Genomic DNA, 14,023 nt, shown 5'->3' on the forward strand with positions numbered 1-14,023 from the left:
TTGCGAGGTGGCGTATATTACGCTTTCCTCTTTCAGAGTCAACCCGTTATTTCAGAATTTTTCTCTTCAACCGACCGGCTTGTTTGTGAAGTGATTCACATCCGCCGTGTCGATGGAGACGCATTATAGGGAGTTCTCAGCAGGCCGCAACCGCTAAATGTCAGAAAAATGACTGACTGCTGCATTCCACAGCAAAACCCCGCCTTATACCTTTTTACACACAGACTTATCCACAATGATACGAAAAAGTGAAAATGTGCGAGCGTTGCGCAAACGTTTTCGTTAAAATGCTCGCGCTTAATAAGGATGCCCCGTCAGGTGTGTTAGATGAGTTTTTCGCAGGAAAATTCATCTAACGCTCTCTGTAATCGTGAAATCCAGGGGATTTACCATGCAACAACGTCGTCCAGTCCGCCGCGCTCTGCTCAGTGTTTCTGATAAAGCCGGTATCGTCGAATTCGCTCAGGCACTTTCCGCACGCGGTGTGGAGCTGCTTTCTACAGGCGGTACCGCTCGCCTGTTAGCAGATAAAGGTCTGCCGGTAACCGAAGTGTCCGATTACACCGGTTTCCCGGAAATGATGGATGGACGCGTCAAAACTCTGCACCCGAAAGTGCACGGCGGTATTCTTGGCCGTCGCGGTCAGGACGACGCCATTATGGAACAGCATGACATCGCCCCAATCGACATGGTTGTCGTTAACCTCTACCCGTTTGCCCAGACCGTTGCTCGCGAAGGCTGTTCTCTGGAAGATGCCGTAGAGAATATTGATATCGGCGGCCCAACCATGGTGCGCTCCGCGGCCAAGAACCATAAAGATGTGGCCATCGTCGTAAAGAGCAGCGATTACAACACCATTATTAATGAGATGGATGCCAACGAAGGGTCACTGACTCTGGAAACGCGTTTCGACCTCGCCATCAAAGCCTTCGAGCACACCGCGGCGTACGACAGCATGATCGCCAACTACTTCGGTAGCCTGGTGCCTGCTTACCACGGTGAAAGCAAAGATCCTTCTGGCCGCTTCCCGCGCACCCTGAATCTGAACTTCATTAAGAAGCAGGATATGCGTTACGGTGAGAACAGCCACCAGCAGGCTGCCTTCTATATAGAAGAAGAGGTAAAAGAAGCCTCTGTTGCGACCGCTCAGCAGGTTCAGGGCAAAGCGCTCTCCTATAACAACATTGCTGACACCGACGCCGCGCTGGAATGCGTGAAAGAGTTCAGCGAGCCGGCCTGCGTTATCGTCAAGCATGCGAACCCATGCGGCGTTGCCGTGAGCACCTCTATTCTGGATGCCTACGACCGCGCGTACAAAACCGACCCGACCTCCGCGTTCGGCGGCATTATCGCCTTCAACCGCGAGCTGGATGCTGAAACCGCGCAGGCCATCATCTCCCGCCAGTTTGTTGAAGTGATCATCGCGCCATCGGCCTCCGAAGAAGCGCTGAAAATCACCGCGGCAAAACAGAACGTGCGCGTGCTGGTTTGCGGCCAGTGGGCAGAACGCGTGCCGGGCCTGGACTTCAAGCGCGTGAACGGCGGCCTGCTGGTTCAGGACCGCGATCTGGGTATGGTGACAGAAGCCGACCTGCGCGTGGTAACGAAACGCCAGCCTACCGAGCAGGAACTGCGTGACGCGCTGTTCTGCTGGAAGGTCGCGAAGTTCGTCAAATCCAACGCCATCGTCTACGCCAAAGAAAACATGACTATCGGGATAGGCGCAGGCCAGATGAGCCGCGTTTACTCCGCGAAAATCGCGGGCATTAAAGCAGGCGATGAAGGTCTGGAAGTAAAAGGCTCCGCCATGGCTTCTGACGCCTTCTTCCCGTTCCGTGACGGTATCGACGCGGCGGCTGCAGTGGGCATCACCTGTGTGATCCAGCCTGGCGGCTCAATTCGCGACGACGAAGTGATTGCCGCTGCCGACGAACATGGCATTGCAATGATCTTCACCGACATGCGCCACTTCCGCCATTAATTCCCGGAGCAGAAAATGAAAGTATTAGTGATTGGTAACGGCGGACGCGAGCACGCTCTGGCGTGGAAAGCGGCGCAGTCTCCGCGGGTGAAAACAGTCTTCGTGGCACCGGGCAACGCCGGTACCGCGCTGGAACCCGCGCTGCAGAACGTGGCTATTGGCGTGACCGATATCCCGGCGCTGCTGAGCTTTGCCCAGAGCGAGAAAATCGATCTGACGATTGTGGGCCCGGAAGCGCCGCTGGTGATTGGCGTCGTCGATACGTTCCGCGCGGCGGGTCTGACAATCTTCGGGCCTACGGAAGGCGCCGCGCAGCTGGAAGGCTCCAAAGCCTTCACCAAAGATTTCCTCGCGCGTCATAACATCCCGACGGCGGAATATCAGAACTTCACCGAAGTGGAGCCAGCCCTGGCCTACCTGCGTGAAAAAGGCGCGCCGATTGTGATCAAGGCCGACGGCCTGGCCGCCGGTAAAGGCGTGATCGTGGCGATGACGCTCGAAGAAGCGGAAGCCGCGGTTCAGGATATGCTGGCGGGTAACGCCTTTGGCGACGCGGGCCACCGCATCGTGATCGAAGAGTTCCTCGACGGTGAAGAGGCCAGCTTTATCGTGATGGTCGACGGCGAGCACGTTCTGCCGATGGCCACCAGCCAGGATCACAAGCGCGTGGGCAATGGCGATACCGGCCCGAATACTGGCGGAATGGGCGCTTACTCCCCCGCTCCGGTAGTGACTGATGAAGTCCACCAGCGCACCATGGATCGCGTCATTTGGCCAACCGTGAAAGGGATGGCGGCGGAAGGCAACACCTACACCGGTTTCCTCTATGCGGGTCTGATGATCGACAAGCAGGGTAACCCTAAGGTCATCGAATTCAACTGCCGCTTTGGCGATCCGGAAACGCAGCCCATCATGCTGCGCATGAAATCCGATCTGGTGGAACTGTGTCTGGCAGCCTGCGAAGGCAAGCTCGACGAGAAAACCTCAGAGTGGGACGAGCGTGCGTCTCTGGGCGTGGTGATTGCTGCAGGCGGTTATCCGGGCAACTACAACACCGGGGATGAAATCCACGGCCTGCCGCTGGAAGAGATTGACGGTGCGAAGGTGTTCCATGCGGGTACGAAGCTGGCTGACGACGATCGCGTCCTCACCAACGGCGGACGCGTGCTGTGTGCAACCGCGCTGGGCCATACCGTGGCAGAAGCGCAGAAACGCGCCTATGCGCTGATGGCGGATATTCACTGGAACGGCAGCTTTAGCCGTCAGGATATCGGTTATCGTGCAATTGCGCGCGAGCAGGGCGAGTAATTTCACACCCTCACCCTCACCCTAACCCTCTCCCTCAAGGGAGAGGGGATTTAAATCAAAAACTTTTTTCCGTCGGCTGCCAGGTGCAGAAGTCTTCGTTCGCCACCAGCAACAGCTGAGAGCCTTCCGGCGCTTCCAGCCACGCCACACTCACCTCCATTGATGAATGACGCTGACGGCGCTGAATGTGTTCTGTTGCCCAGGATTCGAGCTCAGGCTTGACCGTCTGTCCTTCGCAGGTTGTCACCGTCCCATCGGCATGCCAGCGCCCCTGGCGCAGCACAACGCGTCCCAGACGAAGCGCATCGCTGGTCTGGCGGATTTGTTCGGCACGATAACGGTAGAGGGCGATTTGATCGCTGGAAAGCTGCTGTTTTTGGCCGCTGACTTCGCGCTGCATAAAGCTCAGCTCACCATGGTCGTCAAAACGCACTTTCACGTGTTCGGGGGTCTTGCTGTAGACGTTCAGTTCAATCAGCGACAGGTCATCTCCCTGCCAGCGATATTCCGCAGTTGACGTATTGCCGTTATGCCACGGGCTGAAGGCAGAAAGCAGATGCACTTCGCCGCCGGAATCTTTGCGCCAGATCCTGACCGCGCCCTGGTTGTCCGCGTAGCCGCTGGCGGTAAACGGCGGCAGGGAGGTGTCGTGGCTGCAGGCTGACAGCAGCAGCATGCCTGCCAGCGCGAGCGTTCCACGCCAGAAAGACAAAAGGGGCGTTGCCGCCCCTTCGCTAAAACTGTTCACTGCCACGCGTCTTACTTAACAGCGTCTTTCAGTGCTTTACCAGAAACAAATGCCGGCACGTTAGCTGCGGCGATTTTGATTTCTTTACCGGTCTGCGGGTTGCGGCCAGTACGCTCAGCGCGGTGGTTCACTTTGAAGGTACCGAAACCAACCAGTTGCACAGCATCGCCTTCTTTCAGAGACTCAGTAATAGCAGCCAGGGTAGATTCCAGAGCAGCTTTAGCCTGCACTTTAGACAGATCAGCCTTGTCCGCAATTACATCAATCAGTTGAGTCTTGTTCATAAGTTATCCTTTCAATGTGTTTATCGCTTGCTAAGCATCGAGTGCGACGAAAATGCCAAAAAAGCACTCTCCTGCATACACGCACCGATAGCCACTTTTTTTCGCCCCCCAAATGTAGACCAGACAAGGGGCGAAAGGGAAGAGTCGAGGAGCGACAAAACGGGCGTTATCTCAAGATTTATTGTCTCATTGGTTAAAAATTATACCAATATTGCTCTCCGCAGCCTCTCGTAAGTCCGCGCGCAGCCCTTTTATCAGCTCAATATCGCGTTCTTCACACTCTGCCAGCAGGCGGAAAATTTCCCACTGAATGTCCCATTCTTGCTCAACCGCCGGGTTCGCACGCAGCTCTTCGTCGGTCATCTCGCGACCTTCCTGGGTCATTTCCAGCATCGCGACGGTCGTAATAGACGCCTTACTGACTTCAATTGCGTGCTCCAGCGTTTCACCGCTCAGACGGGAGTGGAGCAGTTCGCTTAACGCCACGCAGGCATCAATCGCCGGATAGACACCGTACAGGTCAAAATCATCCGCAGCCGGAATCGCCTCTTCCAGCTTTTCCAGCTGGGAGTCGAAGTTCACCTTCGCGTCTTTCACCGTCAGCGTTTCCCAGATCAGATCCAGAATGCGGCGGTAGATATGGCCATCACCAAAGCCCGTCTCCTTACAGAACGCGGCATAGTTGGGATACATGCGCTCGCACAGGCAAGCCATAAACGTCACGTGCTGCCAGCTTTCAAGTTTCTCAAGGCGCAGGTGAATCGGGTTTTGTAGCATGATGATCTCTCGAATCGAAAATTAGGCGCAGTTTACCTGAATCATCGCTGAATTTCCTGCCAACGAACAAAAGCCGGACGCGAAGATGCCACGGCGTCTGCCCAGCGCGTCGGCTCCGGCAAGCGGTAGCCCTTCATGCAGCGCTGCACCCACGCCAGGGCGCTGTCCATGCTAACCCGGTGCCCCGTGGCGATAAAGAGCGGATTACAGCGTGCCTTGCTGCGCCAGACCCACGCCAGCTGTTCACCTTTATGGATAAGCGGCGCCAGCGCGCCCGGCTCGGCAGAAAGAGGTTCAAATGCGCCGCACAGGCGTTTCTTGGCAACGCCAATGGTCGGCACATCCACCAGCAGACCAAAATGGCTGGCAACGCCTAAACGGCGCGGGTGTGAGATACCGTGTCCATCGACAAACAGCAGGTCAGGTTTTTGCGAGAGTTGCTCCCACGCTGCCAGCAGCGCGGGATATTCGCGGAAGGAGAGAAAGCCCGGAATGTACGGCATGGTGGTCGCGATACGCGCAACCTTGAACTCCACCAGCTCAAGCGAAGGGTATTTCAGTACCACCATCGCCGCTCGCGTCACTTCCCCACCCTGCTCGAATCCGACGTCTGCTCCGCCAATGTACTGCGGAGGATCCTTATCCAGACGATCCTCGCGGATCACCGATGAGGCCAGTTCGATTTGTTGAGCGCGTAGCGACGCGAGATCCATAACCACTCCTTACTTGTGATACTGGGCAGAAAGCCGATGCACCGCCTCCACAAATACGCCTGCGTGTTCTGGCGGCACATCCTGATGAATGCCGTGGCCGAGGTTAAAGACGTGGCCTTCACCCTGGCCGAAACCAGACAGTATAGTCGACACTTCTTCTTCAATGCGCGCTGGCGGCGCATAGAGCATGGACGGGTCCATATTGCCCTGCAGCGCCACTTTGTCGCCCACGCGACGACGCGCATCGGCGATATCGGTCGTCCAGTCGAGGCCCAGCGCGTCGCAGCCGGTTGCCGCCATCGCTTCCAGCCACTGGCCGCCACCTTTGGTGAACAGCGTCACCGGCACGCGGCGGCCTTCGTTTTCACGCAGCAGGCCGTCGACGATTTTGTGCATGTAGTACAGGGAGAACTGCTGATAATCGCGCCCTGTCAGCACGCCGCCCCAGGTATCGAAAATCATCACCGACTGCGCACCCGCCTTAATCTGCGCGTTCAGGTAGAGGGTGACGCTCTTCGCCAGCTTGTCGAGCAGCGCATGCAGGGCCAGCGGCTCGGCGTACATCATCTTTTTAATCATGGTAAAGGCTTTGCTGCTGCCCCCTTCCACCATATAGGTCGCCAGCGTCCACGGGCTGCCGGAGAAGCCAATCAGCGGCACTTCACCTTTCAGCTCGCGGCGAATGGTGCGCACGGCGTTCATCACGTAGCCCAGCTCGCCTTCCGGATCGGGGATCGGCAGCTTATCCACGTCGGCTTTGCTTTTGATTGGGGAGGTGAAACGCGGACCTTCACCGGTTTCGAAGTACAGGCCAAGGCCCATTGCATCCGGAATGGTCAGAATATCCGAGAAGAGGATCGCAGCATCCAGCGGGAAGCGGCGCAGCGGCTGGAGCGTCACTTCGCAGGCCAGCTCGGCATTTTTGCACAGCGACATAAAATCGCCCGCCTGCGCGCGCGTGGCTTTGTACTCCGGGAGATAGCGTCCCGCCTGGCGCATCATCCATACCGGGGTGACATCAACGGGCTGGCGCAGCAGCGCACGCAGATAACGATCGTTCTTCAGTTCGGTCATTTTTGCAGTTCCTTAAGCGTCATGGCCTCAGTGTAACACTACTCATACTCGGCCCGACACATCGCCACGGTATCTTCTATCAGCCGACGTGCCACGGTGCCCGGCGGAGGCAACAGCGGTAGATCGTCGTAGCGATACCAGTTTGCTTCCAGCAGCTCTTTCTGGTCGATAACGATCTCGCCGCTGTCGTATTCGGCCATAAATGCCGTCATCAGAGACTGCGGGAACGGCCACGGTTGGGAGGTAACGTAGCGCAGGTTCTTCACTTTGATCCCGCTCTCCTCCATCACCTCGCGCGCTACCGCCTGCTCCAGCGTTTCGCCCACCTCGACGAAGCCGGCCAGCACGGTGTGAATGCCGTTGCGATGGCGGGTATGCTGCGCCAGCAGGATGGAATCCTCCCGGCGGATAGCGACGATAATGCACGGCGCAATCTGCGGATAGTAGCGTTCGCGGCAGTGGCTGCAGAGCATCGCCCACTCGGTTTTGCTCGGACGCATGGTATGACCGCAGTAGCCGCAGTATTTATGCGAGCGGTAAAACTCAGAAAGCTGCACGCCGCGCCCCGCCAGCTGGAACAGCCCCACGTCCAGATCCAGCACCTGGCGCACCGATCCCATATCCTGGCGGCGGGGCTGTTGGATCAACCACACCGGCTCACCCTGCCACTCGCCGATCTTCAGCGCAGGCTGGCCGACGAGATCGAACGCCTCAGCTGCACCGTAGGGGATTTCCCCGGCAGGAAGCCATAATTTTTGTTCGTGACTGACGATCCACCAACCAAGATCTGATTTTTCAATAATACGATCCATATCTATTGCACTACCTTCGCTTCACTGACATGTTGTTAGCATTGTGGTTACATTCTGGATAAGCAGATTCAATCCTACATTTTGCGGAGTCGACCATGTTAAACCAGCTGCAAAGCCTGACTGAGCGCGTTAGAGGAAATAACAAACTGGTGGATCGCTGGCTACATGTACGCAAGCATCTACTCGTGGCTTATTACAATCTGGTCGGTATTAAGCCTGGCAAAGAATCGTTTATGCGACTGAATGAAAAAGCGCTGGATGATTTTTGTCAGGGCCTGGTCGACTATCTGTCCGACGGCCATTTCAATATTTATGAACGCATTATCCGCGAAATGGAAGGGACAACGCCGTATTTAGCGGCCAGCAAGCTCTATCCCCTTCTGGAAGCCAACACCCAGCAGATCATGGATTACTATGATTCCGCGCTCGAGAACGCTATCGACCACGATAACTATCTTGAGTTTCAGCAGGCGCTATCCGACCTCGGTGAAGCGCTGGAAGAGCGATTCACGCTGGAAGATAAGCTGATCGCCCTCGTGCTGGACAACGATTTGAACATCAGTAACGAAGAGAACGTCGCGCGCCCTGCTTGAGTTCTTCACCGTTAACGAGTAATTTACAACCATTCGCCCCTCTCACGAGGGGGATTTTTCTTGTCGGAGTGCCCAGCGCCTGAAAGCGCGGGCTGAGACCGTTAATTCGGGATCCGCGGAACCTGATCAGGCTAATACCTGCGAAGGGAACAAGAGTCACACTGCTGTTGTATCGCCTGAGGGCGATCCTCTCTTGCTTCATCCGTCGTCTGACAAGCCATGTCCTTCACTTTTGGAATGAGCTATGTCTACTGCAAAACTGACCCGCCGCGAACAGCGCGCACAGGCCCAACACTTCATCGACACGCTGGAAGGCACCGCTTTCCCGAACTCGAAACGCATCTACATTTCCGGCTCGCAGGCCGATATCCGCGTCCCAATGCGCGAAATTCAGCTTAGCCCGACGCTTATCGGCGGCAGCAAAGATAACCCGCAGTATGAAGACAACGAAGCCGTGCCGGTATATGACACCTCCGGTCCTTACGGCGATCCTGATGTTGCCATCAACGTCCAGCAGGGTCTGGCTAAGCTGCGCCAGCCGTGGATTGACGCGCGTAACGACTGCGAAGAGCTGAGCGTCCTGAGTTCTGCGTATACCAAAGAGCGCCTGGCCGACGACGGCCTGGACGAGCTGCGCTTTACCGGCCTGCTGACGCCAAAACGCGCTAAAGCGGGCAAATGCGTGACCCAGCTGCACTACGCGCGCCGGGGCATCGTCACGCCGGAGATGGAGTTCATCGCCATTCGCGAAAACATGGGTCGCGAGCGCATCCGTAGCGAAGTGCTGCGCTATCAGCATCCGGGTGAAGGCTTTGGCGCTCGCCTACCGGAGAACATCACGCCGGAATTTGTGCGTGACGAAGTGGCCGCAGGCCGCGCGATTATCCCTGCTAATATCAACCACCCGGAATCCGAGCCGATGATTATCGGCCGCAACTTCCTGGTGAAGGTCAACGCTAACATCGGTAACTCGGCCGTCACCTCCTCCATCGAAGAAGAGGTGGAGAAGCTGGTCTGGTCCACGCGCTGGGGCGCGGACACGGTAATGGATCTCTCCACTGGCCGCTATATTCACGAAACCCGCGAATGGATCCTGCGTAACAGCCCGGTACCGATTGGCACCGTACCGATTTATCAGGCGCTGGAAAAGGTCAACGGCATCGCCGAAGACCTTACTTGGGAAGCGTTCCGCGACACGCTGCTGGAGCAGGCCGAGCAGGGCGTGGACTACTTCACCATTCACGCGGGCGTGCTGCTGCGCTACGTGCCGATGACCGCGAAGCGTCTGACCGGCATCGTCTCGCGCGGCGGTTCCATCATGGCGAAGTGGTGCCTGTCCCATCATCAGGAAAACTTCCTCTACGAACACTTCCGCGAAATTTGCGAAATCTGCGCCGCGTACGATGTCTCTCTGTCGCTGGGCGACGGCCTGCGTCCGGGCTCTATTCGCGACGCGAACGACGAAGCGCAGTTTGCCGAGCTGCACACGCTGGGCGAACTGACCAAAATCGCCTGGGAGTATGACGTGCAGGTGATGATTGAAGGCCCGGGCCACGTGCCGATGCAGATGATCCGCCGCAACATGACCGAGGAGCTGGAGCACTGCCACGAAGCACCGTTCTATACCCTGGGGCCGTTGACCACTGATATTGCGCCGGGCTATGACCACTTCACGTCGGGCATTGGCGCGGCGATGATCGGCTGGTTCGGCTGCGCCATGCTCTGCTACGTAACGCCGAAAGAGCACCTCGGCCTGCCAAACAAAGAGGACGTGAAGCAGGGGCTGATCACCTACAAAATTGCCGCCCACGCGGCGGATCTGGCCAAAGGCCACCCGGGCGCGCAAATCCGCGATAACGCCATGTCGAAGGCGCGCTTCGAATTCCGCTGGGAAGACCAGTTCAACCTGGCGCTGGACCCGTTCACCGCCCGCGCCTATCACGACGAAACCCTGCCGCAGGAATCAGGCAAAGTCGCACATTTCTGCTCTATGTGCGGGCCGAAGTTCTGCTCGATGAAAATCAGCCAGGAGGTGCGCGACTACGCCGCCGCGCAGACCATTGAAGTGGGTATGGCGGACATGTCTGAAACCTTCCGTGCCAAAGGCGGCGAAATCTACCTCAAAAAAGAGGAGGCGTAATGTATAAGCCCGATTTCCCGCCCGTCCCCTACCGTTTAGGGCTCTATCCGGTGGTGGACAGCGTGGAGTGGATAGAGCGCCTGCTGGAGACAGGCGTTCGAACGATCCAGCTGCGCATCAAGGATAAACGCGATGACGAGGTGGAAGCCGATGTGGCTGCCGCCATCGCGCTTGGCCGTCGGCATAACGCCCGTCTGTTTATCAACGATTACTGGCGGCTGGCCGTTAAGCACCAGGCGTACGGCGTGCATCTGGGTCAGGAGGATCTGGAAACAACGGATCTGAGCGCTATCCGCGAAGCCGGGTTGCGTCTTGGCGTTTCAACGCACGATGACATGGAGATCGACGTGGCGCTGGCGGCCCGTCCCTCTTACATCGCGCTGGGTCACATCTTCCCGACGCAAACCAAGCAGATGCCCTCCGCACCGCAGGGTCTGACGCAGCTGGCGAGTCACGTTAAACGCCTTGCCGATTACCCTACCGTCGCCATTGGCGGAATCAGCCTTGAACGCGCCCCGGCGGTGCTGGAGACCGGCGTCGGCAGTATCGCCGTCGTCAGCGCCATCACCCAGGCCGCAGACTGGCGGTTCGCCACCGAACAGCTGTTACAGCTGGCAGGAGCGGGTGATGAACGATCGTGATTTTATGCGCTACAGCCGTCAGATCCTGCTGGAAGATATCGCCATCGACGGACAGCAAAAGCTGCTCGCCAGCCGGGTGCTGATTGTCGGTCTGGGCGGGCTAGGCGCGCCCGCCGCGCTTTATCTGGCTGGTGCAGGTATCGGTACGCTGGTGCTGGCCGACGACGACGAGGTTCACCTCAGCAACCTGCAGCGACAAATCCTCTTCACCACCGAGGATATCAACCAGCCAAAAGCGCAAATTACCCGGCAGCGCCTGAACCAGCTCAACCCGGATATCGCGCTGATTGCCCTGCAGGATCGGCTCAGCGGTGAAAACCTGCGCCGTGAGGTCGCCCTTGCCGACGTGGTGCTGGACTGCACGGACAACATGGCGACGCGCCAGGCGATTAACGCCGCCTGCGTGGAAAATAATACGCCGCTTATCACCGCCAGCGCGGTGGGTTTCGGCGGGCAGATGATGGTCCTGACCCCGCCGTGGTCGCAGGGCTGCTATCGCTGCCTGTGGCCGGATGATGCAGAGCCGGCGCGCAACTGCCGTACGGCGGGCATTCTTGGTCCGGTGGTCGGCGTAATGGGCACAATGCAGGCGCTGGAGGCCATCAAGCTGCTCAGCGGCATGGAGACGGAACGCAATACGCTGCGGCTGTTTGATGCCCGCTCCAGCGGCTGGCGCCATCTGGCGTTACACCGCGCCAGCCGCTGCCCGGTATGCGGAGGCCGCGATGCGCATTCTGTTTAACGATGAGCCGATGAAATGCGACGACGGGCTCACCGTTGCGGCACTGCTCGACAAGCTGCGCCAGCTCAAGCCGGGAACGGCGCTGGCGCTCAATCAACAGATCCTGCCGCGCGAGCAGTGGGAACATCAGCAGGTCAATGACGGCGACCAGATCCTGCTGTTTCAGGTTATCGCAGGGGGCTGAGATGTTACGTATTGCCGATAAAGTCTTTGATTCACATCTGTTTACCGGAACCGGAAAATTCGCCTCGCCGCAGCTGATGGTGGATGCCATTCGCGAAAGCGGCAGCCAGCTGGTGACGCTGGCGCTCAAGCGCGTGGATCTGCGCCATCACAACGATGCCATTCTGGCGCCTTTACTGGAGGCTGGCGTCACGCTGCTGCCCAACACCTCCGGTGCCAAAACGGCCGAAGAGGCGATTTTTGCCGCGCAGCTGGCCCGCGAGGCGCTCGGCACCCGCTGGCTGAAGCTGGAAATTCATCCTGACGCCCGCTGGCTGCTGCCCGACCCCATCGAAACGCTGAAAGCGGCGGAAAAGCTGGTGCAGCAAGGGTTTACCGTCCTGCCTTACTGCGGCGCCGACCCTGTTCTGTGTAAACGGCTGGAAGAGGTCGGGTGCGCCGCCGTCATGCCGCTGGGTGCCCCCATTGGCTCCAATCAGGGGCTTGAAACCCGCGCAATGCTGGAAATCATTATTGAGCAAGCTACCGTGCCGGTGGTGGTTGATGCGGGCATTGGCGTGCCCAGCCATGCCGCGCAGGCGCTGGAGATGGGCGCCGACGCGGTGCTGGTCAACACGGCCATCGCGGTTGCCGACGATCCGGTCATGATGGCGCGTGCGTTCCGCATGGCCGTAGAGGCTGGCCTGCTGGCAAGGGAATCCGGTCCCGGCTCGCGCAGTTTCCAGGCGCAGGCCACCAGCCCGCTGACCGGTTTTCTGGAGGCGATCTCATGAGCACGTTTACCGATCGCTGGCGGCAGCTTAACTGGGACGACATTGCCCTGCGCATTAACAGCAAAACGGCGGCTGACGTGGAGCGCGCGCTGCATGCCCGCCATCTGACCCGCGAGGATCTGATGGCCCTGCTCTCCCCGGCGGCCAGCGCGTACCTCGAGCCGATGGCCCAGCGAGCGCAGCGGCTCACCCGCCAGCGTTTTGGCAACACGGTGAGCTTCTACGTGCCGCTCTATCTCTCAAACCTGTGCGCCAATGACTGCACCTACTGCGGTTTTTCCATGAGCAACCGCATCAAACGTAAAACGCTCGATGAAGGTGAGATCGCCCGCGAGTGCGCGGCCATTCGTGAAATGGGCTTTGAACATCTTCTGCTGGTCACGGGCGAGCATCAGGGAAAAGTGGGAATGGACTATTTCCGTCAGCACCTTCCCGCCATTCGTCGTCAGTTTGCGTCGCTGCAGATGGAAGTACAGCCCCTGGCGCAGGAGGAGTACGCGGAGCTCAAAACCCTCGGGCTGGACGGGGTCATGGTCTACCAGGAAACCTATCACGAGGCGACGTACGCCCGGCATCACCTGAAGGGCAAGAAACAGGATTTCTTTTTCCGCCTGGAAACGCCGGACAGGCTGGGTCGCGCGGGGATCGACAAAATCGGTCTGGGCGCGCTGATCGGGCTCTCTGACAGCTGGCGGGTAGATTGTTACATGGTGGCGGAACATTTGCTGTGGCTTCAGCAGCACTACTGGCAGAGCCGTTATTCCATCTCCTTCCCGCGCCTGAGGCCTTGCGCGGGCGGGATTGAACCGGCTTCGCTGATGGATGAACGCCAGCTGGTGCAGGCCATCTGTGCGTTTCGCCTGCTCGCCCCGGAAGTGGAGTTATCACTCTCAACGCGTGAATCCCCGGCGTTTCGCGATCGCGTTATCCCGCTTGCGATTAACAACGTCAGCGCGTTTTCCAAAACGCAGCCTGGCGGCTACGCAGACGATCGCCCGGAGCTGGAGCAATTTGTGCCGCATGACGGACGACGTCCGGAAGCGGTCGCCGCAGCCCTGACGGCGCAGGGTCTTCAGCCTGTCTGGAAAGACTGGGACAGCTGGCTGGGAAGAGCCTCGCAATGACGATGAAACGCGCTGCAACACCATAAAAAATTGTCGAGGCGCGACGAAAAGGCAAAACCGGGTGGTTGTCAGCGATCGTCCGGTTTTTTATTGTCACACGGTCAGCAACGGATGCTGACCAGGGCGAAAA

15 protein-coding genes and 1 riboswitch are annotated in these 14,023 nt (G+C 58.3%); of the genes, 9 read left to right on the forward strand and 6 right to left on the reverse strand.

What is annotated here, in order from left to right:
• Nucleotides 1-391 precede the first annotated feature (391 nt).
• Nucleotides 392-1,981 carry a bifunctional phosphoribosylaminoimidazolecarboxamide formyltransferase/IMP cyclohydrolase gene (purH, locus tag AC27FC_RS16670; protein ID WP_033146979.1) on the forward strand — a complete coding sequence of 530 codons (1,590 nt, stop codon included), beginning with the start codon at nucleotides 392-394 and terminating at the stop codon, nucleotides 1,979-1,981.
• Nucleotides 1,982-1,996: 15 nt separating this feature from the next.
• A complete protein-coding gene (gene purD, locus AC27FC_RS16675) occupies nucleotides 1,997-3,289 on the forward strand; it encodes a phosphoribosylamine--glycine ligase (RefSeq protein ID WP_196355230.1) in 1,293 nt (430 codons plus the stop codon).
• Between the two features lie 55 nt (nucleotides 3,290-3,344).
• On the opposite strand, the gene AC27FC_RS16680 is transcribed toward purD, so the two are convergent.
• The 6 genes from AC27FC_RS16680 to nudC form a co-directional block, all read right to left on the reverse strand.
• On the reverse strand, nucleotides 3,345-4,037 hold the full coding sequence (locus AC27FC_RS16680; RefSeq protein ID WP_033146981.1) for a DUF1481 domain-containing protein: 693 nt from the start codon (nucleotides 4,035-4,037) through the stop codon (nucleotides 3,345-3,347).
• Nucleotides 4,038-4,048: 11 nt separating this feature from the next.
• Nucleotides 4,049-4,321 carry a nucleoid-associated protein HU-alpha gene (gene hupA, locus AC27FC_RS16685; protein ID WP_002445246.1) on the reverse strand — a complete coding sequence of 91 codons (273 nt, stop codon included), beginning with the start codon at nucleotides 4,319-4,321 and terminating at the stop codon, nucleotides 4,049-4,051.
• 186 nt (nucleotides 4,322-4,507) lie between these two features.
• Complete coding sequence (locus tag AC27FC_RS16690; RefSeq protein WP_033146983.1) at nucleotides 4,508-5,098, reverse strand: YjaG family protein; 591 nt, start codon at nucleotides 5,096-5,098, stop codon at nucleotides 4,508-4,510.
• A 41-nt stretch (nucleotides 5,099-5,139) separates the two neighbouring features.
• Nucleotides 5,140-5,811: a deoxyribonuclease V gene (gene nfi, locus AC27FC_RS16695; RefSeq protein WP_033146984.1), complete on the reverse strand. Its 672-nt coding sequence runs from the start codon at nucleotides 5,809-5,811 to the stop codon at nucleotides 5,140-5,142.
• Between the two features lie 9 nt (nucleotides 5,812-5,820).
• A complete protein-coding gene (gene hemE, locus AC27FC_RS16700; RefSeq protein WP_029742041.1) occupies nucleotides 5,821-6,885 on the reverse strand; it encodes a uroporphyrinogen decarboxylase in 1,065 nt (354 codons plus the stop codon).
• A 38-nt stretch (nucleotides 6,886-6,923) separates the two neighbouring features.
• Nucleotides 6,924-7,697, reverse strand: a complete 774-nt coding sequence (gene nudC / locus AC27FC_RS16705; protein WP_094935702.1) for an NAD(+) diphosphatase — start codon at nucleotides 7,695-7,697, stop codon at nucleotides 6,924-6,926.
• Between the two features lie 95 nt (nucleotides 7,698-7,792).
• Here nudC and AC27FC_RS16710 point away from each other — a divergent pair, with 95 nt between their 5' ends.
• From AC27FC_RS16710 to thiH, 7 genes are all read left to right on the forward strand, one after another.
• Nucleotides 7,793-8,290: an Rsd/AlgQ family anti-sigma factor gene (locus tag AC27FC_RS16710; protein ID WP_023309976.1), complete on the forward strand. Its 498-nt coding sequence runs from the start codon at nucleotides 7,793-7,795 to the stop codon at nucleotides 8,288-8,290.
• Nucleotides 8,291-8,344: 54 nt separating this feature from the next.
• Nucleotides 8,345-8,456, forward strand: a riboswitch (TPP riboswitch).
• A 78-nt stretch (nucleotides 8,457-8,534) separates the two neighbouring features.
• On the forward strand, nucleotides 8,535-10,430 hold the full coding sequence (thiC, locus tag AC27FC_RS16715; protein WP_023309975.1) for a phosphomethylpyrimidine synthase ThiC: 1,896 nt from the start codon (nucleotides 8,535-8,537) through the stop codon (nucleotides 10,428-10,430).
• Nucleotides 10,430-11,071, forward strand: coding sequence for a thiamine phosphate synthase (thiE, locus tag AC27FC_RS16720; protein WP_196355231.1), 642 nt, complete (start codon nucleotides 10,430-10,432; stop codon nucleotides 11,069-11,071). The genes thiC and thiE overlap by 1 nt, the downstream gene beginning before the upstream one ends.
• Nucleotides 11,058-11,813, forward strand: a complete 756-nt coding sequence (gene thiF / locus AC27FC_RS16725) for a thiazole biosynthesis adenylyltransferase ThiF (RefSeq protein WP_196355232.1) — start codon at nucleotides 11,058-11,060, stop codon at nucleotides 11,811-11,813. Before thiE ends, thiF begins: the two co-directional genes overlap by 14 nt.
• Nucleotides 11,797-11,997 (forward strand): sulfur carrier protein ThiS, encoded by a 201-nt coding sequence (gene thiS, locus AC27FC_RS16730; protein ID WP_033146989.1) that lies wholly within the window; start codon nucleotides 11,797-11,799, stop codon nucleotides 11,995-11,997. Before thiF ends, thiS begins: the two co-directional genes overlap by 17 nt.
• A gap of 1 nt (nucleotide 11,998) precedes the next feature.
• Nucleotides 11,999-12,769, forward strand: coding sequence for a thiazole synthase (gene thiG, locus AC27FC_RS16735; protein WP_196355233.1), 771 nt, complete (start codon nucleotides 11,999-12,001; stop codon nucleotides 12,767-12,769).
• The gene (thiH, locus tag AC27FC_RS16740) at nucleotides 12,766-13,893 is read left to right on the forward strand and encodes a 2-iminoacetate synthase ThiH (RefSeq protein ID WP_196355234.1); all 1,128 of its coding nucleotides are present in this window, start codon (nucleotides 12,766-12,768) and stop codon (nucleotides 13,891-13,893) included. Before thiG ends, thiH begins: the two co-directional genes overlap by 4 nt.
• Nucleotides 13,894-14,023 lie beyond the last annotated feature (130 nt).

This window comes from Enterobacter sp. C3_dUdeg, from assembly GCF_057536195.1.